The organism is Pseudomonas sp. JUb42 (assembly GCF_024807945.1).
GTDB lineage: Bacteria > Pseudomonadota > Gammaproteobacteria > Pseudomonadales > Pseudomonadaceae > Aquipseudomonas.
This window is the reverse complement of record NZ_JANUFD010000004.1, coordinates 429,351-452,434: the sequence shown is the minus strand read 5'-3', so window position 1 is coordinate 452,434 and position 23,084 is coordinate 429,351. Positions and strand designations below refer to the sequence as shown.

Genomic DNA, 23,084 nt, shown 5'->3' with positions numbered 1-23,084 from the left:
GCTGAGTCACAGGATTGAAGCGAGAACCCGAGCATGTGTGAACTATTGGGCATGAGTGCCAATGTCCCGACCGACATCGTTTTCAGCTTTACCGGGCTGATGCAGCGCGGCGGTCGCACCGGCCCCCACCGTGATGGTTGGGGTATCGGTTTCTATGAGGGGCGCGGCCTGCGCCTGTTTCAGGACCCGGCGGCGAGCAGCGAGTCGGAAGTCGCGCAACTGGTGCAGCGCTACCCGATCAAGAGCGAAGTGGTCATCGGCCATATCCGCCAGGCCAACGTCGGCAAGGTCTGCCTGTCCAACACCCATCCTTTTGTCCGTGAGCTGTGGGGCCGCAACTGGTGCTTCGCCCATAACGGCCAGCTCGCCGACTTCCAGCCACCGGCCAGCTTCTACCGGCCGGTGGGCGATACCGACAGCGAAGCGGCGTTTTGCGACTTGCTCAACCGGGTGCGCGAAGCCTTCCCTGAGCCGGTCGACATCGAACAACTGCTGCCTTCACTGGTCGATGCCTGTAATGAGTATCGCGGCAAGGGCGTGTTTAACTGCCTGCTCAGTGATGGCGACTGGCTATTTTGTTTCTGCACCACCAAACTGGCGCAGATTACCCGTCGTGCGCCCTTTGGCCCGGCGCGATTGAAGGACGTTGATGTGATTGTCGACTTTCAGGCGGAAACCACGCCCAACGACGTGGTCACGGTAATCGCCACCGAACCCCTGACCGAAAATGAAACCTGGAACCGTTACGAGCCCGGCCAGTGGGCGTTATGGCGTCGCGGTGAGTGTGTGGCCCAAGGGCAAGGCTGAGTACCCATAACCATAACGAGAGGGATCTAAATGCTGCGAAGTTATCTGCGATTGGTCTTGTTTACGGCGGGTCTGTTGTGTGGCGTGCAGATTCCCGGTTTTGTCAGTGACTATGGCAAACGGGTCGAGGCGCACCTGATCGAGGCGCAGCAAAGCTTCAAGGGCTATACCGCAACCGCGCAGCAGTTCTTCAAGGGCGATGTGCAGGCGCTGATTCAGCATTACCGCAGCAGCGATGATCCGGTATTTCGCAGTGATGCCGACACCATCGCCAACCTGATGCAACGCACCCAGATCCTCGACCGTGAGTGGCTGGCCATGCAGGGGCCGTGGTACGCCAAGGCCTGGCACGTCGCAGTATTCGCCGACGACGATATCCGCCGCGAGACTTACAACGGTTACACCTGGCAGGTCTTGATGTCGCCGGACGTGATTGCCTGGGGCATCGTCTCGGCACTGGTGCTGGCACTGGTGATCGAGAGTGTCTTCCTGCTGCTGGGCTGGGTGGTCAATGGTGGACGGCGACGCAAGCCGACCTTTGAGCGCGACTGGCGCTGAGTGGCCGCCGGGAAAGACGGCAGGCTGTAGGCGCGAATTCTGTGGGAGCGGATTCATCCGCGAAGAGGTCAGTACAGACGATGCATTTTCATCGGCTGAAATACCGCTTTCGCGGATGAATTCGCTCCCACATGGTTCGCCTCGTACAGGTGAGTGATCTGAACCTGCGCGTTCTTTCTACCCATCAACTTTTCTTATCCCCCCCAGCGGCTTTTATTAGTTGGACGTCCCGAGCGCGCCCCTCAAGAATGCCAGCACAAGAATGGCTTGTTGCGGCGCGGTGAGCGCTAGACTTCAATCCTGTACCTGAATAGTCCCGCACAGGAGATACGCCCTTGGGCCGCCTGTTACTCAACTGTGATATCGGCGAAAGCTACGGCGCCTGGACCATGGGTCTGGATGCCGAAGTTATGCCATTTATCGATTGCGCCAACGTCGCCTGCGGCTTTCACGCCGGTGATCCGAGCGTGATGCGCAAGACCGTCAGTCTGGCGCTCAAGCATGACGTAATGATTGGTGCGCACCCGGCCTATCCGGACCTGGTCGGCTTCGGACGGCGCTCCATGGCCTGTACCCCGGAAGAAATCCAGGATCTGTTGCACTACCAGATCGGCGCTCTGGACGGCGTCTGCCGAGCCCAGGGCGGCCATGTGCGTTACGTCAAACCCCATGGTGCGATGTACAACGACATGATGGCCAACCCGACCCAGTTGCGCGCGGTCATTGAGGGCATCGCCCGTTACGACGAAAGCCTGCCGCTGATGCTCCTGGCGATGCGGGATAACCGTGCCGCCCAGGCCATCGCCGACGAATACGGCGTGAAACTCTGGTTCGAGGCCTTTGCCGACCGTGGTTATGACGCAGAAGGGCGACTGATGTCGCGCAAGCTGATTGGCGCTGTGCATCACGAACCCGATGTCATCGTCGCTCAGGCCATGACTCTGGCCCGCGGCGAACCCCTGCGCGCCTGTGACGACAGCGAACTGCGTCTGGCCGTCGATACCCTGTGCGTACATGGCGACAACGCCAGTTCCATCGCGGCTGTACAGCGCATTCGTCAGTCCCTGGACGAGCTGTCGGCCTCATGAACTGGCGCATAGAAATCGTCGCCATCGATTGCCTGATGGTGCGCCTGTTCGACGCCATCGAAGAAGCCAATATGCCATGGATGCTGGCCGCTACCGCCCGTCTGCGGGAGGCCTTTGGCAGCCATTTGCGTGATTTGGTGCCGTCCTATACCACCCTGATGGTGCATTACGACCTGCTGGCTGTCGGCCCGCAGCAGGCGCGCCAGTTGATCGCCCAGGCCATGGCCGACCTGGCACCGGACCCTCAGGCCAAGGGTCGGCAGCACGTCCTGCCGGTCTGGTATGACCTCAGCGTCGGCCCTGAGCTGCCACTGCTGGCACGCAATAGCGGGCTGTCGGTCAGTGACGTGATCCGTTGCCACAGTGAGCGCGAATACCAAGTGTTTGCCCTGGGCTTTGCGCCGGGCTTCGCTTTCATGGGGCTGGTCGATCCGCGCATCGCCACGCCACGCCTGAGTACCCCGCGCAAGCGGGTGGCGGCGGGCAGTGTCGGGATCGGCGAGCAGCAGACGGCGGCCTATCCGGTGATGTCCCCCGGTGGCTGGAACATTATCGGGCGTACGCCAGCAAAACTGTTCGACCGTGAACTGGACGGCTACAGCCTGATGCAGCCCGGCGACAGCGTGCGGTTTGCCGCGATCGATCGAGCCGAGTTTGTCCGGCTGGACGGCGATGACACACCTTTGGAGGCGCAGGCATGACCGCACTGTTGATTGAGAGCAGCACGCCACTGTGCCTGCTGCAGGACGCCGGACGCTTTGGCGTGCGTCACCTGGGCGTGACCCAGGGCGGGGCGGCGGACTGGGTGTCGATGTCCTGGGCCAACTCGCTGCTGGCCAACCCGCTGGACGCCGCAGTGATCGAAATTACCCTGGGCGGTTTCAGTCTGCTGGCCGAAGAAGACTGTTGCCTGGCCCTGGCCGGTGCCGATCTTGGCGCCATGCTCGACGACCGGCCCGTGCTGCCATGGCGCAGCTTCTTTTTGCGCAAGGGCCAACGCCTGCGTTTCGGCCAGCCCGAAGTCGGCGCCCGCGCCTATCTGGCGGCCCCTGGCGGCTTCGATGCGCCCCAGGTGCTGGGCAGTTGCGCCACGGTTGGTCGTGAAGAACTGGGCGGCCTGGACGGGCACGGCAAGGCCTTGAACAAGGGCGATCGCCTGACGTATTCCGGCGCGTCATTCCTGCTGCGCAGCCTCACTGATTTGCAGGCACCGAAGCTCGACGATAACACGCCGCTGGAGGTAGTCCTGGGCGCGCAGATCAGTGAGTTCAGCGGCATGAGTTCATTCGAAGCGTTCAACAGCGAGTGGACCATCGACAGCCGCGCCGATCGCATGGGCATCCGCCTGTTGGGCCCGGTGCTGCAGTATCAGGGCGCGCCGATGATTTCCGAGGGTATCCCCTTGGGCGCGATTCAGGTGCCGCCAGATGGCCAGCCCATCGTGCTGCTCAATGACCGCCAGACCATCGGCGGCTATCCGCGGATTGGCGCCCTGACGCCGCTGTCCCTGGCGCGTCTGGCGCAGATGTTGCCGGGCGCTGCCCTGCGCTTGAAACCGGTGGTGCAGACCGTGGCGCATCAGCGGCAGGTGGACTACCTGAACGCGCTGCAGGCGTTTGCTTGAGACCAAAGCCCCTGTCTTTTTTGGTCACGGACATTGTGGAAGCGAATTCTGTGGAAGGAAATCTGTGGGAGCGAATTCATTCGCGAAGACTATATTCCAGCCGACAGAAATGTATCGCCTGTATTGGCCTATTCGCGAATGAATTCGCTCCCACAGAATTCGCTCGCACAATGCGTATCCAAATTGCGTTCTTATTTTGAGAGAAACCGCATCCCTTCCTCCAACCCCCGCAACGTCAGCGGGTACATCTGATCCTCTACCAGATCCTTCACGATATTGGTCGAGGTGGTGTAGCCCCAGGCGTCCTTGGGGTAGGGGTTGATCCAGATGAGCTTCTTGAACTTGGTCATGAAGCGCTGCATCCACAGGTAGCCGGGTTCTTCGTTCCAGTGCTCGACGCTGCCGCCGGCCTGGGTGATTTCGTAAGGTGCCATGGCAGCGTCGCCGATGAAGATCACTTTATAGTCGGCGCCGTACTTGTGCAGCAGGTCCTGGGTGGAGAAACGCTCGGAAGTGCGGCGCAGGTTGTTCTTCCACACCGACTCGTAAACGAAGTTGTGGAAGTAGTAATACTCCAGGTGCTTGAACTCGGTCTTGCAGGCCGAGAACAGCTCTTCGCAGGTCTTGACGTGGGCGTCCATCGAACCGCCGATATCGAACAGCAATAGCAGCTTGATGGTGTTGCGTCGCTCCGGGCGCATCTGGATATTCAGCAGCCCGGCGTCGCGGGCGGTGTGGTCGATGGTGCCGTCGATGTCCAGCTCGTCCGCCGCGCCTTGACGGGCGAACTTGCGCAGGCGGCGCAACGCCACTTTGATATTGCGCGTGCCCAGTTCGACCTGATCGTCGAGGTTCTTGTACTCGCGCTGATCCCAGACCTTGACCGCCTTGCCCTGGCGCTTGCCCGCATCGCCGACGCGGATGCCTTCCGGGTTATAGCCGCCGGAACCGAACGGGCTGGTGCCGCCGGTGCCGACCCACTTGTTGCCACCGGCATGGCGTTCCTTCTGTTCTTCCAGGCGCTTCTTGAATTCCTCGATCAGCTTGTCCAGGCCGCCGAGGGTCTGGATCTGCGCGCGTTCTTCATCGGTCAGAGAGCGTTCGAACTCCTTGCGCAGCCAATCCTCGGGGATCAGCGCCTGCAAGTGGTCATCGAGCTTTTCCAGACCGTTGAAATAGGCGCCGAACGCCCGGTCGAACTTGTCGTAATGGCGCTCGTCCTTAACCAGAATCGCCCGGGACAAGTAGTAGAACTCGTCCATGTCGGCGAAGGTCACCCGCTGTTTCAGGGCGTTGATCAGGTCCAGCAGCTCGCGCACCGACACCGGCACCTTGGCTGCGCGCATTTCGTTGAACAGGTTGAGCAGCATGGCTGACGTACCTCCGGGAAATCAGCGACTGCCGCGACGGCTCATGAACGCCAGGCGCTCGAGCAACTGCACGTCCTGCTCGTTCTTGACCAGGGCACCGGCCAGGGGCGGGATGGCCTTGGTCGGATCGCGCTCGCGCAGCACCGCTTCGCCGATATTGTCGGCCATCAGCAGCTTGAGCCAGTCCACCAGTTCCGAGGTCGACGGCTTTTTCTTCAGGCCCGGCACCTTGCGCACGTCGAAGAACACGTCCAGGGCTTCGCTGACCAGGTCCTTCTTGATATCGGGGTAGTGCACGTCGACGATGCGTTGCAGGGTCGGGCGGTCCGGGAAGGCGATGTAATGGAAGAAGCAGCGGCGCAGGAAGGCGTCCGGCAGTTCCTTCTCGTTGTTGGAGGTAATGATGATGATCGGGCGCTTCTTGGCCTTGATGGTCTCGTCGATTTCGTAAACGTAGAACTCCATCTTGTCGAGTTCCTGCAACAGGTCGTTGGGGAACTCGATATCGGCCTTGTCGATCTCGTCGATCAGCAGGATCACCCGCTCTTCGGACTCGAAAGCCTCCCACAGCTTGCCTTTCTTCAGGTAGTTGCGCACATCATGGACCTTGTCCACGCCCAGTTGCGAGTCGCGCAGGCGGCTGACGGCATCGTACTCATACAGGCCCTGATGGGCCTTGGTGGTGGACTTGATGTGCCAGGTAATCAGTCTGGCGCCAAAGGATTCGGCCAGTTGCTCGGCGAGCATGGTCTTGCCGGTGCCCGGTTCACCCTTGACCAGCAGCGGGCGCTCCAGGGTGATGGCTGCGTTGACCGCCAGTTTCAGGTCGTCGGTGGCGACATAGGCTTGGGTGCCTTCGAACTTCATCGGTGAATCCTCGAACGGAGCGCAATAATGCCCCGACTATAGCGTGCGGCTGCGGGCGCTGTGAACGCAGACGGGGCATTCAGTAGCTGAATGGAGCGTCACATGATGACTGGCGGCACAGCGCCCGACCTATTGAGGATGTGAGCCCTATGGGATTGTGGGAGCGAATTCATTCGCGAATAGGCCAATACATCCGACGCATTTGTATCGTTTGAAATACCGCCTTCGCGAATGAATTCGCTCCCACAACGATACTGGACGTGCACAGGCCGTGGGCATAGGCTTTGAACCCTTCATTACTGCCAACAAGGAGCTTGCCATGAGTCGCATTTACGCTGACAACGCCCATTCCATCGGTAATACGCCCTTGGTGCAGATCAATCGCCTGGCGCCGCGCGGTGTGACGATCCTGGCCAAGATCGAGGGCCGCAACCCGGGTTACTCGGTCAAGTGCCGCATCGGCGCCAATATGGTCTGGGACGCTGAAAGCAGCGGGCGGCTTAAGCCGGGCATGACCATTGTCGAGCCGACCTCCGGCAATACCGGCATCGGCCTGGCCTTCGTGGCGGCCGCCCGTGGCTACCCACTGGTGCTGACCATGCCCGCGTCCATGAGCATCGAGCGGCGCAAGGTGCTCAAGGCCCTGGGGGCCGAACTGGTGCTGACCGAGCCGCCATTGGGCATGAAAGGTGCCATCGCCAAGGCCGAAGAACTGGTCGCCAGTGACCCGGCCAAGTACTTCATGCCGGCCCAGTTCGAAAACCCGGCCAACCCGGCCATTCATGAAAAGACCACCGGCCCGGAAATCTGGAACGACACCGACGGCGCCATCGATGTACTGGTCGCGGGCGTCGGCACCGGCGGCACCATCAGCGGCGTGTCGCGCTATATCAAGCAGACGGCGGGCAAGCCGATCCTGTCGGTGGCGGTGGAACCGTTGAGCTCGCCGATCATCACGCAGAAACTCGCCGGTGAAGAGATCAAGCCCAGCCCGCACAAGATCCAGGGCATCGGCGCCGGTTTTATCCCGAAAAACCTCGACCTGTCGTTGGTTGACCGGGTTGAACTGGTCAGCGATGACGAAGCCAAGGCCATGGCCCTGCGCCTGATGCAGGAAGAGGGCATTCTTTGCGGTATTTCCTGTGGCGCGGCCATGGCGGCTGCCGTGCGTCTGGCGGAAAAACCGGAGATGCAGGGCAAGACCATCGTGGTGATCCTGCCGGACTCCGGCGAACGCTATCTGTCGAGCATGCTGTTCAGCGATCTGTTCACCGATCAGGAGTTGCAACAGTAAGGCGACAAGGGACCTGACCGCAGCGGCCACAAGGGTTTATCATGGCCGCCTTCTAACCCGCCGGATCTTGCCCTGCATCATCCGGCGGTGCTGTGCAGTCCTTTACTATCAACGGCATTTATCAAGACAGCGGCGCGTCCGATGACCGCTCATTGCCGTTTCGAGGAGATCTTCATGACGTGGTCATTTGCTGCCAAGGCATTGATTCTGATGCTTTTTGTGGCCAGCACGCTGTATGTGCACCTGCGCGGCACCGCGCGTCTGCCCCTGTTGCGCCAGTTCGTCAACCATTCGGCGCTGTTCGCTCCTTATAACGCCTTGATGTACCTGTTTTCCCGCGTGCCGTCCGAGCCGTACCTGGACCGCAGCAAATTTCCCGAGCTGGACGTGTTGCGCGATAACTGGGAAGTGATCCGCGACGAAGCCATGCACCTGTTCGACGAGGGCTATATCCGCGCCGCTGAAAAGAACAACGACGCCGGTTTTGGTTCGTTCTTCAAGAAAGGCTGGAAGCGCTTCTACCTCAAGTGGTACGACAAAGCCCTGCCGTCCGCCGAAACCCTGTGTCCGCGTACTGTGGCCCTGGTCAACAGCATTCCCAACGTCAAGGGCGCGATGTTCGCCCTGTTGCCCGGTGGCAGCCACCTGAACCCGCACCGCGACCCCTTCGCCGGGTCCCTGCGTTATCACCTGGGCCTGTCGACACCGAACTCCGATGACTGCCGCATCTTTGTCGATGGCAAGGTCTACGCCTGGCGCGATGGTCAGGACGTGATGTTCGACGAGACCTACGTGCACTGGGTCAAGAACGAAACCGAGGTCACCCGGGTGATCCTGTTCTGCGATATCGAACGGCCACTGCGTTCGCGCCTGATGACCTCGATCAACCGCAGCGTCAGCGCCTTCCTCGGTCGCGCCACCGCGCCGCAGAACCTCGACGACGAACGCGTCGGCGGGATCAACCAGGCCTATGCCTGGAGCAAGCGCTTCAGCGACGGTTTCAGCGGCAAGGTCAAACAATTCAAGCGCAGCAACCCCAAGGCTTACCGCATCCTGCGCCCGGTATTGGCTGTGATCGTCTTAACCCTGCTGGGCTACTGGCTGTTCGGCTGATCCTTCGATGCATCCCCTGGCCCGTTCGCGGTCAGGGGCTCTAAATCGGCCATTTCCGGCAAAGAAAGCACAGCCATACAATTTCACCACCGGTACTCGGCGGAGCATGAACGCAGTCCTTTCTCCAGGAGATGCTGTTCATGGGTTCCAGATTTTTCGTGATTTCCGCTGCCGTGCTCACCCTGTCCGTGCCTGTGGCGGCGGTGGTGGCTCCGGCTGCGGCGCTGGCTGCGTCGAGCAAGTCGGCCATCGCCGTCGCCGTGGCGCCGCAATACGACACCACCCACGTCTATGTGGCGCCGGAAGATGTCGACAGCTTCGTGCAGAGCTTCACCGCTACCTTTGGCGGCAAGAGCACCCCGCAATACGTGGTGACGGTGACGCCTACGCCGAGCACCACCTCTTCGCAGTTGATCCAGACGCCGGTGGGCACTGTCTCGCTGTTCGGCTTCAAGACGCCGATCCCGCACCCGTTCGGATACGAGCGCAATGGCTATCTGGTCAAAGACATTGATGTCGCCCTCAAGGAAGCGCGCAAGGCCGGGGCAGATGTCATCGTCTCCGACTTCCCGGACCCCATCGGCCGCGATGCCGTGGTGCAGTGGCCGGGTGGCGTGAACATGCAGCTGTACTGGCACAACACGGTGCCCAGCTACGCGCCGTTCCAGACCGTGCCGGAGAACCGCGTCTATGTCTCGGCGGACCGCGAGGCGGCCTTCGTCAAATCCTTCCTGGCCTTCTCCCACGGCAAAGTGGTGAGCGATGACAAGAAGGCCCCAGGCATCGAGATCGGGCGTCCCAACGACACCTACCATCGCCTGCGTATCGAGTCGGACTTCGGCAAGATGGCAGTCCTGGTCACTGACGGCCACCTGCCGTACCCCTATGGCCATGACAACACCGGCTACGAAGTCAGCAACCTCAAGGACATCCTCGACAAGGCCAAGGCCGCGGGCGTGACCACCCTGGTCGAGCCGTTCAGCACTGATGGCCGGACTGCGGCCGTGGTGAAATTCCCGGGCGGTTATGTCGCGGAAATTCATCAGTTGGTCGCCAAGTAATCTGTGGGAGCGTGGCTTGCCCGCGAATCGGTATTTCAGGCGCTAGAGATGTGATGAATGTACCGGCCTCTTCGCGGGCAAGCCTCGCTCCCACATTTGAATAGCGTTGGGAACGAACCATGACTATGCGCCCCACCCATCTGACCGGCCTGTGCGTGGCCATGCTGTTGCCCTTGTACGCCGCTGGCGCCAAGGCCGACAGCAGCGAAACCCGACCCGCCATCAAGGCCAATCGCTGGCAGGAAGACTGGTCCGTGCTGGCCGATCCGGCGCTTCGCACTGCACCCCTGGACAGCCTCAAATACATCCCGCTGTCCGCCGACGATCCGGCATCGTATCTGTCCCTCGGCGCCACGTTGCGTGAGCGTTTCGAGATGCAGGATGCCAGCGGCTTCGGCACCAAGGGCGTCGCCCGGGATGCCTATCAGCTGCAGCGCTTTCAGGTGCATGCCGACCTGCACCTGAATGAAAACTGGCGCATCTTTACTCAGCTTGAAGATGTGCGCGCCTTTGACAAGACCACCCTGTCACCTGCGGATCAGAACCGTACTGACTTGCGCCTGGCTTTTCTTGAATATACCAGGGCTTTTGGTGGCGACACCTTCAAGGCCCGGGTCGGGCGTCAGGACTTTGCCTTCGACTTGCAGCGCTTCATCTCGTCCCGGGACGGCCCCAACGTGCGGCAGTCTTTCGATGCACTGTGGGCCGACTGGGAAACGGGGGAGTGGCGTTTCATCGGCATTGCCAGCCGCCCGGTGCAGTATCAGGACGAACGCAATTTCGATGACCGCTCCAACCATGAGCAGCGCTTTCACATGCTGCGGGTCGAGCGCCAGGTACTGGGCAGCAATGAGCTGTCGGCCTATTACGCGTTGTACGAGCGCGATATCGCCAGCTATCTGGACGCCAGTGGTGCCGAGCACCGCAATGTCTTCGATGGTCGTTTTGGCGGCGCCGCCCAAGGCTACGACTGGGACCTGGAGGGCATGGGCCAGACCGGTTCGGTCGGCGGCAAAAGCATCCGCGCGTGGGCGGCGGGCAGCCGTCTGGGCTACACCTTCAAGGATCAGCCCTGGACCCCGCGCCTGGGCCTGCAACTGGACGCCGCCTCGGGTGACCGGCAAAAAGGCGACAACACCCTGGGCACCTTTAATCCGCTGTTCCCCAATGGCTACTACTTCTCCCTGGCCGGTTACACCGGTTATGCCAACCTGCTGCACGTCAAGCCTTCGCTGACTGTTACGCCGTTGAACAAGCTCACCGTGATGACCGCCATCGGCCTGCAATGGCGGGAAACAACGGAAGATGCGGTCTACGTGCAACCCAATATTCCCGTGGCCGGTACGGCAGGGCAGGGTGGTCGCTGGAGCGGGGCCTACGCCCAGTTGCGCACCGACTACGCCTTCACCGCCAACCTGACCGGCGCCATCGAAGCGGTGCATTACGACATTGGCCAGGCCGTGCGCGATGCCGGTGGGCATGACAGTAATTATCTGGGGGTTGAATTGAAGTTCGGGTGGTAGCCCCAGGCTGTGGGAGCGAGGCTTGCCCGCGAAGGCAATCTTGCAGGCAACGATAGATGGGTTGAATGTATCGGCCTCTTCGCGGGCAAGCCACGCTCCCACATTGGCTGCAAAACAATGTTGCGCATTTCCCTCGGCGCTGGTTATAGTCAGTCCCGGTCTTGTAACGCCTTGTTGCGAACCATCTCCTCCTTCCAGAAGACGAGCCTTATGCCAGCTTCCAGCCCTCAATCGATGTTCGATGCCGCAGCATTCGCGGCTGTCGGGCTATTTGAGTGCAAGCAGCTCGCCTTTATGCGTTTCCCGCCTCCATCCCCTGTGACCAGTCCGGTCGTGTGCGCAGTTGTCGCACCGCCAGGCGTTGTCCTGCTCGGCTGATCGGTTTCCCCGGAATCCCGATTCGCCTGCAAACGCCCGCAAAACTTCCGTGCATCCGGTTCGTACCGGGTCCGATTTTGTCTGAATCACAGGTGACACCATGTTTGCCAATACACGACTGGCCTCGCTGGCCACGACGACCCTGTTTGTCCTGCTGTGGAGCAGCGGCGCCATTGTTTCCAAATGGGGCCTGGCTCACGCATCGCCCTTTGCCTTTTTGCTGTTCCGCTTCCTGATTGCCCTGGTGGGGCTGGCTGTGTGTTTCCCGCTGCTGGGGTACAAGCTGCCAACTACACGCCAGGCGTTGATTTACGCGGCGGCCACCGGCACGGTGTTGCTGGGCGCCTATCAGATCTTTTATCTGCTGGCCCTGAACATGAAGGTCGCCCCCGGCGTCATGGCGACCATCATGGGCGTACAGCCGATCCTCACTGCCGTGTTGGTGGAGCGCAACCGTTCCTGGAGTCGCATGTTCGGCCTGGCCCTGGGGCTGGCCGGGTTGGTGCTGGTGGTTTATCAGGGGATCGGTGATGGTGGCTCGCTGGCCGGGATGTTGTTTGGCGTGCTGGGCATGTTGAGCATGACCGGCGGCTCGATCATGCAGAAACGCATCACCAGCAACCCCCTGGGCACCGTGCCTGTGCAGTACCTGGCCGGGGCAGTGGTCTGCGCGGTGTTTGTGCCGTTCCAGCCGTTTCACTTCGAACAGAGCATCGGCTTCTTTGTACCGGTGCTGTATATGGGCCTGATCGTCTCGGTACTGGCGACCCTGCTGCTGTACCGGCTGATCGCCCAGGGCAACCTGGTCAATGTCACCAGCCTGTTCTACCTGGTGCCTGCGGTGACCGCGATCATGGACTACCTGATCTTCGGCAACCGCCTGGCCTGGTTGAGTCTGTTCGGTATGGTGCTGATCATCGTCGGATTGGGGTTTGTGTTTCGCAAGACTAAATGATGCCGGGTGAGTAAATGAAAAGGCCGGTGCACTGGGTGCACCGGCCTTTTTTATTGATTGAAATGCGTCCTTGTAGGAGCTGCCGCAGGCTGCGAATGGGCCTGCCTGACAACCGCTTTCGCAGCCTTCGGCAGCTCCTACAGAATCTGCGTGCGCCTCAACCCAACTGCTCAATGGCCTTGCGCACGCCCGCGCCGTAAGCCGGATCAGCCTGGGTGCAGTGACCGATATGGCGTTCGATCACTTGTTGCGACGCGCCTTTGATCGCCCGTGCGGTGTTGTCGAACAGCGCCTGTTGCTGCTGCGGGTTCATCAACTGGAACAGCGCGCGCGGCTGGGAGAAGTAGTCGGTGTCTTCGCGGTGGTTCCAGTGATCGGCTGCGCCTTCGATGCTCAGCGGCGGTTCGGCGAAGTCCGGTTGTTCTTCCCACTCGCCATTGCTGTTGGGCTCGTAGGACGTGGTGCCGCCCATATTGCCGTCCACCCGCATGGCGCCGTCACGGTGGTAGCTGTGCACCGGGCATTTTGGCGCGTTGACCGGAATCAGGAAGTGGTTGACCCCCAGGCGATAGCGCTGGGCATCGCCATAGGAAAACAGTCGGCCCTGGAGCATTTTGTCCGGCGAGAAGCTGATGCCCGGGACGATATTGGCCGGGTTGAACGCGGCCTGTTCCACTTCGGCGAAGAAGTTGTCGGCGTTGCGGTTCAGCTCCATGACGCCTACTTCGATCAGCGGATAGTCGCCGTGCGGCCAGACCTTGGTCAGGTCGAAGGGGTTGAGGTGGTAAGTCCCGGCTTCGTTCTCCGGCATGATCTGCACGAATACCGTCCAGCGCGGGAAGTCGCCGTTTTCGATGCTTTCGTACAGGTCGCGCTGATGGGTCTCACGGTCGCCGCCGACACGTTCGGCCGCTTCGGCATCGGTCATGTTCTTGATGCCCTGTTGAGTCTTGAGGGTGAACTTGACCCAGAAACGCTCGTTGGCGGCATTGAGGAAACTGAAGGTGTGGCTGCCGAAGCCGTGCATATGGCGGAAGCTGGACGGAATGCCGCGATCGCTCATGACGATGGTGACCTGGTGCAGCGCTTCGGGCAGCGAGCTCCAGAAATCCCAGTTGCTGTTGGGGCTGCGCAGGCCGGTGCGCGGGTCACGCTTGATGGCGTGGTTGAGGTCGGGAAACTTCAGCGGGTCGCGCAGGAAAAATACCGGCGTGTTATTGCCCACCAGGTCCCAGTTGCCTTCTTCGGTGTAGAACTTCAGGGCGAAGCCGCGAATATCACGCTCGGCATCGGCTGCGCCACGCTCACCGGCCACGGTGGAGAAACGGGCGAACATCGGCGTCTGCTTGCCGATCTGCGAGAACAGTTTGGCTTTGGTGTAGCGGGTGATGTCATGGGTCACGGTGAAGGTGCCGTGGGCGCCGGAGCCCTTGGCGTGCATGCGCCGCTCCGGGATCACTTCGCGGTCGAAGTGGGCCAGCTTTTCCAGGAACCAGACGTCTTGCAACAAGGCCGGGCCGCGCGGGCCTGCGGTCTGGATATTGTTGTTGTCGACGACGGGAGCGCCGAATGCAGTGGTCAGCTTTTTCATGCAGTCATCCTCAGGTCAGGCTTTGATTCACGGGATTTGATCTGTTCTTTCTAATGGTCCGCCCCCGAGATGACAGCGTGGGGGTGGTAATGAATTCGAATGAGTGGCATCGAGCGCAGGTGAGTGTAGACAGCCTGAAGACAGAGAAGTGCGGGATTGAACGGTGATCCGTTGGAGCGAGGCTTGCCCGCGAATTGCCCTATGCGTTAGAGCAGACAGACCGCGTCGAGGCCTTCGCGGGCAAGCCTCGCTCCAACGCATGAGAACCGAGCACAGCCTGTCAGCCGTCGGTCGCCGCCTTGACCACCGCCGCAGGCTTCAACACCAGCCATAGCGCCACGGCAATCAGCAGGCCGCCATACAGGTGGGCCATGGACAGCGGCTCGTCGAGGAACAGCGCGCCCCACAACACGCCGAATGGCGGAATCATGAAGGTTACGGTCATGGAGCTGAGCGGGCCGATGCTGCTCATCAAACGGAAATACAGGATGTAGGCGAACGCCGTGCAGACAAGGCCCAGACCCAGCAGCGACAGCCAGACACTCAGCCCGCCCCAGCTCGCCGGTGGATGAGCCACCGCGTTATAGCCGAACAGCGGCAACAGCAGCAGGGTGGCGCCGAGCATGCTGCCCATGGCTGACAGGCGACTGTCGAGGCCACCTTGATGATCGAGCCAGCGGCGTGTGAGAAATCCGGCAAAGCCGTAGGAAGTGGTCGCCAGCAGACAGGCGACAGCGCCCATCAGCAGGTCGGCATTGAAGGTCACCGGCCCCGCGCGGGTCAGCACCGCCACGCCGAACAGCCCGAGAAACACGCCGGCGAGTTTATTGAGGGTGAATTTTTCCGCGAAGAACAGGCCGCCGACCAGAATGCCCATCAAGGGCGTGGTGGCGTTGAAAATCGATGAGTAACCGGCAGGCAGTACCTGGGCGGCCAGCGAGTAGAGGGTGGCGGGCAGGCCGGAGTTGATCACCCCGAGCATCAGGCAGATCTTGAACTTGCCGCGAAAGTCCCATTTGACCCGCATCACCCAGAGGATCAGCAACAGGCCAACCGCAGCAATGGAAACCCGGAAAAACGCCGTAGGCATCGTCCCCAGTACCGGTGCGACGATACGCATGAAGAGAAAACTGGCGCCCCAGATGGCGGCCAGCACCAGCAAACGGACGATATCGACAGGCTTCACGGTAAAACTCCTTCCATGGTCAGGGACGGAGTTTTACCGGGTGTTTCAAGCAGTGGCAATGGTTACAACACAAACCTCGACACCAAGCCATTCAAACCGATGGCCAGGCGCGACAGCTCCTGACTGGCCGCTGATGTCTGGGTCGCACCGGCCGCCGTTTGCGTGGACAGATCACGAATACTCACCAGGCTGCGGTCCACTTCCCGTGCCACCAGCGACTGCTGCTCGGCAGCGCTGGCGATGACCAAGTTGCGCTGATTGATCTCGGAAATCGCTGCGGTGATCTTCTCCAGCGCCTGACCGGCGCTGCTGGCCCGGTCGAGGGTCGTGCCGGCCTGATCGGCGCTGCTTTGCATGGCATTGACCGTCGCGGTGGTGCCGCTCTGGATACTGCTGATCATCAACTCGATTTCCTGGGTCGAGTCCTGGGTACGTTGCGCCAGAGAGCGCACCTCGTCGGCGACCACGGCAAAGCCGCGACCGGCTTCACCGGCCCGGGCTGCCTCGATGGCTGCGTTGAGGGCCAGCAGGTTGGTCTGCCCGGCAATACCGCGGATCACTTCCAGCACCTTGCTGATGTCCTGGGCCTGAGTGGCCAGGCCTTGCGCCTGATCCGAGGCGCGCAGCACTTCGTCGACCAACCCCTGGATCGAGTCGATGGTTTCGGACACCTGGCGATGACCGTGCTGGGTGGCGGCATCCGAAGTCTTCGAGGCCTCGGCGGTGGACACGGCATTGCTCGCCACCTCGTCCACGGCCGCGCTCATCTCGGTGACGGCGGTGGCGGCCAGTTCGATTTCATCGTTCTGGGCCCGCAGGCCACGAGTGCTTTGTTCCATCACTGCGCTCATTTCTTCGGCGGCGGCCGCCAGCTGTTGCGAGGAATCGCTGATACCGCGAATGGTCGTGCGCAGTTGGTCCTGCATCGTGTTCAAGGCGGTCAGCAGTTGTGCAGGCTCGTCGCTGCCATCGATCTGGATACGGCTGGTGAGGTTGCCGCCAGCGATCACCTGGGCCACACCCAGGGCCTGACGGATCGGCCCGACGATGCTGCGCGTCAGTGCCCAGGCCAGCAGCAAGGTGGCAACCAGTGCAGCAATAATGGTCAGGATGACGACGGTTCGAGTCTGTTCAAACAAGCTCGCCGCGTTTTTCGCGGCTTGATCGGCACCTTGCTGATCGAGGGTAATCAAGGCCTTGAGGTGAGTAGCCAGCCTGACGCCCATGGGCGCGATCTGGTCGTTGATGATCGTATCGGCCTGTTCGGGTTGTTTGGCGTCGACTTTCTCGATCAATTGATCGACCAGTTGCAGGTAGGCCTTGACCGAGTTTTCCAGGTCAACCGTAGCCGCCCGGTGCTCGGCGTCTTTCATCAGCGTTTTGTAATCGTCCAGACGCTTGATCAGCTCGGCCCGGCTCTGACGGATGATCTCCTTACTGCTCTGTTGGCTGGCAGGTTTGGTGTTGGCAATCAGACGCAGTGCCTCAAGACGGATGCGCGCGATGTTGTCGCCGTTGGCGTGCATCATTTCGATATTTGGCATCCAGGAGCGCTCGATCACTTCAGCACTTGAGCGCAGTTCAGTCATTTGCCTCAGGCAGAACAGCCCGACGAACACCAGTAAAACTGCCACCAGCCCGAACCCCAGGCTAGCCCTGACGCCGATGGTGATATTTCTCAAAAACATGTCCAGCTCCTTTGATGCAACGCGGATGTACCTCTGAGCCTTTTTTTATGTTTTGGATGGCTGGGCGAAGGCTGTATATCAAATTGATATTGTTCTGATAAGGACGTCCATTGATTGGAGAAGCGTGCTTTTGAATGGGGTAAAAACCCTCGAATGAGGTGGGCAAAGGGTTTCAGCGTCCTTTTCTGACTAAATGGTCTATAAAGGACAGAGATGACACATTGTTTCAAAATAAAACTGGAGGGGTGGGTGTCAATGAATGGCAGCCAATTTGTTGGCGAGGCGCCGTTTCAGGCGCCGCGCCACGCGAACAGGTTCGTTGCTACCGGTCCATTCAACGCGGGTCGAAATACGCCAGCGAGCTATCCAGATCGCTTTGGATAACCTCGGTCAGGTGCAGTGCCGAGAAGGCCAGGTCACGCTTGGGGCCGCTGAGGCTGTCGCCGGTTTCGTAGATGACTGCGGCGAGGCAGCGCACTACGGCTGAGGCGTGGAGAAGGGATTGTTCGAGTGCGGCCAGGGATGGATCAGACGGAGTTGTCATCAAGTTTTTTCTCTTTCATAGGGCCACCTGATGCTCGCTGCTAAACGAAAAAGAGGGTGGCGGCTTTGTCGCGGGTTAGCAGACCGGGAAACTTGACCCAAAAACCGGCGCGCCCGAAAGCGCCCCACGCAAAGCCGCCATAAAGGCGCTACTTATGCGGGTCAAAATTTCACAGGCTGCTAAACCCGATCGCTGATATTCAACGACCGGCGCAGACTAGAGAGCGAAAACGACCCGCACAAGTGGGTGAGGATTGTCTCGGAAACTTCATACAGAAGAAAGGGAAAGGCCCGGCGTAGAAGGGTTACGGCATCTTTCGGTGCGTGCTATTTCACGGCAAAAACACGGACTGCAGAAGCCAGCTTGTTGTGGGAGCCGCTTTGGTGGCGATCCAGTGCGCAGCGCTGGCAATAGCGTCAATGACGGGTCGGACGCCATCGCCAGCAAGCCGGCTCCCACAAGATCGCGCTCCAGATCAGGTGGCTTCGCTACAACGCAATATGCCGACTCAACAACGCCCGCAACGCCGCCGGCTTGACCGGCTTGGCCAGATAGCCCAGCCCTGCCGCATTGATCTGGCTGACCAGTTCCGGGCGGCCGTCGGCGCTGATCACTACGCCGGGCAGTGGCTCGCCCAAGCGGGTACGCAGCCAGGCCATGAGTTCGGTGCCGGTATCGCCGTCGTCCAGGTGGTAGTCCACCAGGGCCAGTTGCGGGCGTACGCCGTCGTCGAGCAGGGCCTGGCACTCTGCGCGACTGCGGGCGGTCCAGACCTGGCAGCCCCAGCGGGTCAGCAGGCTGTTCATGCCGATCAGGATGCTGTCTTCGTTGTCCACGCAAAGCACCGAGGTGCCGCTCAATGCCGTGCCGTTGGTTTCCTTGGGCGCAGTGGCTTGGCTTTGCTGGCGCTGGGCCAGTGGCACGCTGACGCTGAACACGCTGCCCTTGCCCGGCCAGGAGCGCACTTGCAGGCGATGGCCAAGCACCCGGCACAGGCCGTCGGCAATCGCCAGGCCCAGACCCAGGCCTTTTTCGGCGCGGGTCTGGTGACTGTCCAGGCGTTTGAACTCTTCGAAAATCACTTGGCGCTTGTCTTCTGGAATGCCGGGGCCGCGGTCCCAGACTTCCAGATTCAGGTGATTGCCCTGGCGTCGCACGCCCAGCAGCACCGGACCCTTGGCGTAGCGGAAGGCATTGGTCAGGAAGTTTTGCAGGATGCGCCGCAGCAGTTTGATATCGCTGTCGACCCGCAGCGCCGTGCCGCGTACACGGAATTGCAGACCCTGTTCCTGGGCCAGGGCCTTGAACTCGGCGCCCAGGGTGTCGAACAGGGCACTGAGGGCGAAGGGCTGGCGATCCGGGGTGATCTTGCCGTTTTCCAGGCGGGAAATATCCAGCAGGTCGCTGATCAGGTCTTCGGCTGAACGCAGGGAGCTGTCCAGATGCTGAATCAGCTGTTGCGCTTCGTCCGGCAGGTGATCGCTGGTATGGGACAGCGCGGCGGAGAACAGCCGTGCGGCGTTCAGCGGCTGCATCAGGTCATGGCTGACGGCAGTGAGGAAACGGGTTTTGGACTGGTTGGCGCTTTCCGCCACGCCCTTGGCTTCGGTCAAGGCCACGTTGAGTTGCGACAGCTCGCGGGTACGCTCGGCGACGCGCTGTTCCAGGCCCTCGTTGGCGCCCTTGAGCATGTGCTCGGCTTCACGGAAGGTGGTGATGTCGGTGAAGCTCATGACGAAGCCGCCGCCGGGCATGGGGTTGCCGATCAGTTCGATGACCCGGCCATTGGGGAACATGCGTTCGGAGGTGTGGGCACGGCCCTGGCGCATCCAGTGCAGGCGCCGGGCCACATGGACCTCGGCCTCGCCGGGCCCGCACAGGCCACGCTCGGCGTTGTAGCGGATGATATCGGCGATGGGCCGACCGACGCTGATCAGCCCTTCGGGGTAGTTGAACAGCTCCAGATAGCGGTGATTCCAGGCCACCAGGCGCAGGGACTGATCGACCACGCTGATGCCCTGGGTGATGTTCTCGATGGCGCCTTGCAGCAGGGCCCGGTTGAATTGCAGCACCTCGGAGGCTTCGTCGGCGATGCGCACCACGTCCTCCAGCTGCATGTCGCGGCCCTCGATGGCCGCCTTGACCACGGCGCGGGTCGAGGAGGCACCGAGGACACCGGCGAGCAGGCGTTCAGTGTGGGCGATCCAGTCGCCATTGGCGTTCTGGTTGGGGTTGAAGCCCTTGCCCTGGCGGTAGGCGAAGCGCATGAAACTCTGCCGCGCCCGCTCTTCACCGACAAAACGCGCCGAGAGGCTGAGCAGGTCGTCGATCTGCACCGCCAGCAGCGGCCGGTTATTGCTGCGCGCATGGGTTTCCTGACCGATAAAGCGCCCGGCCTGCCAGTGCTCGGACACTCGCGTACGGGACAGCACCGAGACCCAGGCAAATAGAATGAAGTTACCGGCCAGGGACAGCACCACGCCTTGGGTCAGTGGAGTGATCGGCAGGTTCAACGGGTTATTGTGCAGCCAACTCAGCAGCGGGAAAGTGCTCAGCGGCCAGCCCAGGCTATGGGCGGTGATCGGCAGCACCAGGGTGTAGAACCAGATGAAAATGCCCGCCGCCAATCCGGCAAACACACCGCGGCGATTGGCCTGTTTCCAGTACAGCGCGCCGCACATGGCCGGGGCCAGTTGGGTGATGGCGGCGAAGGCGATCTGGCCGATGGTCGCAAGGCTCGCTGTAGAACCGAGCAGGCGATAGCACACATAAGCCAGCAGCAGAATGACCACGATGCTGACCCGGCGCACCGAGAGCATCCAGTGGCGAAACACTTCGAATGGCCGCTCGGCGGTCTGCTTGCGCAACAGCCAAGGCAGCAGCATGTCGTTGGAGACCATGGTCGACAGCGCGACACTGGCGACGATGACCATGCCGGTGGCTGCCGACGCGCCGCCGATAAACGCCAGCAGCGCCAGGGATGGATGAGCGTGGGCCAGGGGCAGGCTGATGACGAAGGAGTCCGGCAGTACCGAGGCGGGCAACAGCAACTGCCCGGCCAGGGCGATGGGCACGACGAACAGCCCGGCCAGGGCCAGGTAGGCCGGGAATACCCATTTGGCCAGGCGCAGGTCCTGAGGATTGATATTTTCCACCACCGTGACATGGAACTGCCGGGGCAGGCAGACCATGGCCATCATCGCCACGCCGGTCTGCACCACCATCGATGGCCAGTTGATGGTTTCCTTCCAGTACTCTTCAAGGCGCGGCGCCAGCATTGCCTGATTGAACAGATCGTCAAAACCGTCGTACAGGCCATAAGTGACGAAAATCCCCACGGCCATAAAGGCAAACAGCTTGACCAGCGCCTCGAACGCTATGGCCAGAACCATGCCCCGGTGGTGCTCCGTAACGTCGAGGTTGCGGGTGCCGAAGACGATGGTGAACAGGGCCAGGATCAGCGAGACGATCAGCGCCGTGTCCTGGGCGCGGGTACCGGTAGCGTCGGCCACGGCGCCAATCAAAATGTTTACACCGAGGACAATGCCCTTTAGCTGCAGGGCAATGTACGGCAGTACGCCGACCAGGCAGATCAGCGCCACAACAATGGCCAGGGATTGCGATTTGCCATAACGCGCGGCGATAAAGTCGGCGATGGAGGTGATGTTTTCTTGCTTGCTGATCATCACCATCTTCTGCTGCACCCACGGCGCGAGCAGCATCAGCAGTATCGGGCCGATATAGATCGGCAGGAACGACCAGAACTGCTCGGCGGCCTGACCCACGGCGCCGAAGAAGGTCCAGCTGGTGCAATACACCGCCAGTGACAGGCTATAGACCCACGCGCGCAGCGTCGGCGGCAGCGAAGCACTGCGCCGGTCGCCCCAGAAGGCGATGGCAAACATAATGGCCATATAGGCCAGGGCGACGGCGGCGATCAGTCCGCTGGACAACGACATAACAAATTCAAGCCTCAAGACGTAACGATTCAGCTGGAGTCGGACAGTCTCGCATGCCGGGTGCGTGGCGTCTGTCTCGACCATGGTCTGATCGGGTAGATGGACTGTGGGCTGTGGGAGCGAGGCTTGCCCGCGAAGGCGATATATCAGCCACAGAATATCTGGCGTCTGCACTGGCCCCTTCGCGGGCAAGCCTCGCTCCCACAAAGGAAAGTGACTTATCTATAAAATAGATGGCCTATAGAGATATTACCCGCTTAGTAGATAAGCTCACCCGCCTTACCATGACTCCACCTCACCAGAGGACAGGAGCCGACCATGACCCGCATTGCCTTTTATCCCGCCAAACCCCTGAGCCAGCTGGGCCAGCCGCTGGATGTGATCCGCCATTTCACCCCCAACTGGTTCGCCGCGACCATGGGCACGGGGATTCTTTCTTTGCTGCTCGGCCAGTTCGCCGCTCTGCGGGCCGTGGGCGAGGCGTTGTGGCTGTTAAATATCGCTCTGTTTGTGCTGTTCAGCCTTTTGTATGGCGCGCGCTGGCTGTTGTTTTTCGATGAGGCACGGCGGGTGTTTGGTCATTCCACGGTATCGATGTTCTTCGGCACCATTCCCATGGGCCTGGCGACGCTGATCAACGGCGCCATGCTCTATGGCCTGCCGCGTTGGGGCGATGGCTTGCTGCCGTTGATCGAAGGATTGTGGTGGCTGGATGTGGCCATGGCGCTGGTCTGCGGCGTGGCGATTCCCTTCATGATGTTTACCCGTCAGGAACACAGCATCGATCAGATGACTGCCGTCTGGCTGTTGCCGGTGGTGGCGGCGGAAGTGGCGGCGGCCAGTGGCGGGCAACTGGCGCCGCATCTGGCCGACACCGCAGCGCAGTTTCATGTGCTGATCACCAGCTATGTGCTGTGGGCCTTCTCGGTGCCGGTGGCGTTCAGCATTCTCGCCATCCTGATATTGCGCATGGCCCTGCACAAGCTGCCCCACGAAAATATGGCGGCATCGAGCTGGCTGGCCTTGGGCCCCATCGGCACCGGCGCGTTGGGCCTGCTGCTGCTCGGTAGTGATGCCCCGGCGATCTTTGCGGCCAACGGTCTTGAAAGTGTCGGCGCCATGGCCGAAGGCATTGGCCTGGTCGCGGGGATCATCCTTTGGGGCTTTGGCCTGTGGTGGATGCTGCTGGCGGTACTGATTACCCTTCGTTATCTGCGCAGCGGCATTCCGTTCAACCTGGGCTGGTGGGGATTTACCTTTCCGTTGGGCGTCTATGCCACGGCTACGCTGAAGCTGGCGGCGGTGCTGCATCTAGGCTTCTTTACGGTGATGGGCGAGGCTTTGGTGGCCTGCCTGGCACTGCTCTGGCTGTTGATCATGGGCCGCACCCTGCGCGGTGCCTGGCGTGGCGAGTTGTTTGTTTCGCCATGTATCGCCGGCCTGTGTAAACGCACCGAGGGTTAGAAGAGCTATCGACA

Annotated in this window: 18 protein-coding genes and 1 pseudogene; 11 read left to right on the top strand and 8 right to left on the bottom strand. The window is 61.0% G+C overall.

Annotated features, from left to right (window positions below):
• The first annotated feature begins 33 nt into the window (after positions 1-33).
• The 5 genes from M2401_RS10920 (at position 34) to M2401_RS10900 (ending at position 4,077) form a co-directional block, all read left to right on the top strand.
• Positions 34-807, top strand: a complete 774-nt coding sequence (locus M2401_RS10920; protein WP_259102632.1) for a class II glutamine amidotransferase — start codon at positions 34-36, stop codon at positions 805-807.
• A 30-nt stretch (positions 808-837) separates the two neighbouring features.
• A complete protein-coding gene (locus tag M2401_RS10915) occupies positions 838-1,365 on the top strand; it encodes a DUF2937 family protein (protein WP_259102631.1) in 528 nt (175 codons plus the stop codon).
• Between the two features lie 335 nt (positions 1,366-1,700).
• On the top strand, positions 1,701-2,453 hold the full coding sequence (locus tag M2401_RS10910) for a 5-oxoprolinase subunit PxpA (protein ID WP_259102629.1): 753 nt from the start codon (positions 1,701-1,703) through the stop codon (positions 2,451-2,453).
• Complete coding sequence (gene pxpB, locus M2401_RS10905) at positions 2,450-3,154, top strand: 5-oxoprolinase subunit PxpB (protein WP_259102628.1); 705 nt, start codon at positions 2,450-2,452, stop codon at positions 3,152-3,154. The genes M2401_RS10910 and pxpB overlap by 4 nt, the downstream gene beginning before the upstream one ends.
• Positions 3,151-4,077, top strand: a complete 927-nt coding sequence (locus tag M2401_RS10900; protein WP_259102627.1) for a biotin-dependent carboxyltransferase family protein — start codon at positions 3,151-3,153, stop codon at positions 4,075-4,077. Before pxpB ends, M2401_RS10900 begins: the two co-directional genes overlap by 4 nt.
• A gap of 191 nt (positions 4,078-4,268) precedes the next feature.
• Here M2401_RS10900 and M2401_RS10895 read toward each other — a convergent pair whose 3' ends face one another.
• Positions 4,269-5,447, bottom strand: coding sequence for a VWA domain-containing protein (locus M2401_RS10895; RefSeq protein WP_259102626.1), 1,179 nt, complete (start codon positions 5,445-5,447; stop codon positions 4,269-4,271).
• Between the two features lie 21 nt (positions 5,448-5,468).
• A complete protein-coding gene (locus tag M2401_RS10890) occupies positions 5,469-6,314 on the bottom strand; it encodes a MoxR family ATPase (protein WP_259102625.1) in 846 nt (281 codons plus the stop codon).
• Positions 6,315-6,633: 319 nt separating this feature from the next.
• Between M2401_RS10890 and cysK the strand changes: the two genes are divergently transcribed.
• The 5 genes from cysK (at position 6,634) to M2401_RS10865 (ending at position 12,638) form a co-directional block, all read left to right on the top strand.
• Positions 6,634-7,608 (top strand): cysteine synthase A, encoded by a 975-nt coding sequence (cysK, locus tag M2401_RS10885; RefSeq protein ID WP_259102624.1) that lies wholly within the window; start codon positions 6,634-6,636, stop codon positions 7,606-7,608.
• A gap of 174 nt (positions 7,609-7,782) precedes the next feature.
• A complete protein-coding gene (locus tag M2401_RS10880) occupies positions 7,783-8,721 on the top strand; it encodes an aspartyl/asparaginyl beta-hydroxylase domain-containing protein (RefSeq protein ID WP_259102623.1) in 939 nt (312 codons plus the stop codon).
• 140 nt (positions 8,722-8,861) lie between these two features.
• Positions 8,862-9,782, top strand: coding sequence for a glyoxalase (locus tag M2401_RS10875; RefSeq protein WP_259102622.1), 921 nt, complete (start codon positions 8,862-8,864; stop codon positions 9,780-9,782).
• Between the two features lie 119 nt (positions 9,783-9,901).
• Positions 9,902-11,305 carry an alginate export family protein gene (locus M2401_RS10870; protein WP_409033905.1) on the top strand — a complete coding sequence of 468 codons (1,404 nt, stop codon included), beginning with the start codon at positions 9,902-9,904 and terminating at the stop codon, positions 11,303-11,305.
• A 478-nt stretch (positions 11,306-11,783) separates the two neighbouring features.
• Positions 11,784-12,638, top strand: coding sequence for a DMT family transporter (locus M2401_RS10865; protein WP_259102621.1), 855 nt, complete (start codon positions 11,784-11,786; stop codon positions 12,636-12,638).
• Positions 12,639-12,795: 157 nt separating this feature from the next.
• Here M2401_RS10865 and M2401_RS10860 read toward each other — a convergent pair whose 3' ends face one another.
• The 6 genes and pseudogenes from M2401_RS10860 to M2401_RS10840 form a co-directional block, all read right to left on the bottom strand.
• A complete protein-coding gene (locus tag M2401_RS10860; RefSeq protein WP_259102619.1) occupies positions 12,796-14,229 on the bottom strand; it encodes a catalase in 1,434 nt (477 codons plus the stop codon).
• A gap of 280 nt (positions 14,230-14,509) precedes the next feature.
• Positions 14,510-15,415 (bottom strand): DMT family transporter, encoded by a 906-nt coding sequence (locus M2401_RS10855; RefSeq protein WP_259102618.1) that lies wholly within the window; start codon positions 15,413-15,415, stop codon positions 14,510-14,512.
• 62 nt (positions 15,416-15,477) lie between these two features.
• Positions 15,478-16,254 (bottom strand): methyl-accepting chemotaxis protein, encoded by a 777-nt coding sequence (locus M2401_RS34470; protein WP_409033910.1) that lies wholly within the window; start codon positions 16,252-16,254, stop codon positions 15,478-15,480.
• A 78-nt stretch (positions 16,255-16,332) separates the two neighbouring features.
• Positions 16,333-17,103, bottom strand: a pseudogene (locus M2401_RS34465) (MCP four helix bundle domain-containing protein); the annotation flags it as partial.
• 334 nt (positions 17,104-17,437) lie between these two features.
• Positions 17,438-17,647 carry a DUF3077 domain-containing protein gene (locus tag M2401_RS10845; RefSeq protein WP_259102616.1) on the bottom strand — a complete coding sequence of 70 codons (210 nt, stop codon included), beginning with the start codon at positions 17,645-17,647 and terminating at the stop codon, positions 17,438-17,440.
• 488 nt (positions 17,648-18,135) lie between these two features.
• Positions 18,136-21,606, bottom strand: coding sequence for a hybrid sensor histidine kinase/response regulator (locus M2401_RS10840; RefSeq protein WP_259102615.1), 3,471 nt, complete (start codon positions 21,604-21,606; stop codon positions 18,136-18,138).
• Positions 21,607-21,924: 318 nt separating this feature from the next.
• Here M2401_RS10840 and M2401_RS10835 point away from each other — a divergent pair, with 318 nt between their 5' ends.
• Positions 21,925-23,070 (top strand): TDT family transporter, encoded by a 1,146-nt coding sequence (locus M2401_RS10835; protein ID WP_259102614.1) that lies wholly within the window; start codon positions 21,925-21,927, stop codon positions 23,068-23,070.
• The last annotated feature ends 14 nt before the right edge of the window (positions 23,071-23,084 follow it).

What these genes read in the sequence shown, in the direction of transcription:
- M2401_RS10890 (WP_259102625.1), bottom strand. Translation starts at nt 6,314, where the DNA reads ATGAAGTTCGAAGGCACCCAAGCCTATGTCGCCACCGACGACCTGAAA.
- M2401_RS10920 (WP_259102632.1), top strand. Translation starts at nt 34, where the DNA reads ATGTGTGAACTATTGGGCATGAGTGCCAATGTCCCGACCGACATCGTT.
- M2401_RS10880 (WP_259102623.1), top strand. Translation starts at nt 7,783, where the DNA reads ATGACGTGGTCATTTGCTGCCAAGGCATTGATTCTGATGCTTTTTGTG.
- M2401_RS10900 (WP_259102627.1), top strand. Translation starts at nt 3,151, where the DNA reads ATGACCGCACTGTTGATTGAGAGCAGCACGCCACTGTGCCTGCTGCAG.
- cysK (WP_259102624.1), top strand. Translation starts at nt 6,634, where the DNA reads ATGAGTCGCATTTACGCTGACAACGCCCATTCCATCGGTAATACGCCC.
- M2401_RS10865 (WP_259102621.1), top strand. Translation starts at nt 11,784, where the DNA reads ATGTTTGCCAATACACGACTGGCCTCGCTGGCCACGACGACCCTGTTT.
- M2401_RS10845 (WP_259102616.1), bottom strand. Translation starts at nt 17,647, where the DNA reads ATGACAACTCCGTCTGATCCATCCCTGGCCGCACTCGAACAATCCCTT.
- M2401_RS10915 (WP_259102631.1), top strand. Translation starts at nt 838, where the DNA reads ATGCTGCGAAGTTATCTGCGATTGGTCTTGTTTACGGCGGGTCTGTTG.
- M2401_RS10875 (WP_259102622.1), top strand. Translation starts at nt 8,862, where the DNA reads ATGGGTTCCAGATTTTTCGTGATTTCCGCTGCCGTGCTCACCCTGTCC.
- M2401_RS10870 (WP_409033905.1), top strand. Translation starts at nt 9,902, where the DNA reads ATGACTATGCGCCCCACCCATCTGACCGGCCTGTGCGTGGCCATGCTG.
- M2401_RS10835 (WP_259102614.1), top strand. Translation starts at nt 21,925, where the DNA reads ATGACCCGCATTGCCTTTTATCCCGCCAAACCCCTGAGCCAGCTGGGC.
- M2401_RS10895 (WP_259102626.1), bottom strand. Translation starts at nt 5,447, where the DNA reads ATGCTGCTCAACCTGTTCAACGAAATGCGCGCAGCCAAGGTGCCGGTG.
- pxpB (WP_259102628.1), top strand. Translation starts at nt 2,450, where the DNA reads ATGAACTGGCGCATAGAAATCGTCGCCATCGATTGCCTGATGGTGCGC.
- M2401_RS34470 (WP_409033910.1), bottom strand. Translation starts at nt 16,254, where the DNA reads ATGGAACAAAGCACTCGTGGCCTGCGGGCCCAGAACGATGAAATCGAA.
- M2401_RS10860 (WP_259102619.1), bottom strand. Translation starts at nt 14,229, where the DNA reads ATGAAAAAGCTGACCACTGCATTCGGCGCTCCCGTCGTCGACAACAAC.
- M2401_RS10840 (WP_259102615.1), bottom strand. Translation starts at nt 21,606, where the DNA reads ATGTCGTTGTCCAGCGGACTGATCGCCGCCGTCGCCCTGGCCTATATG.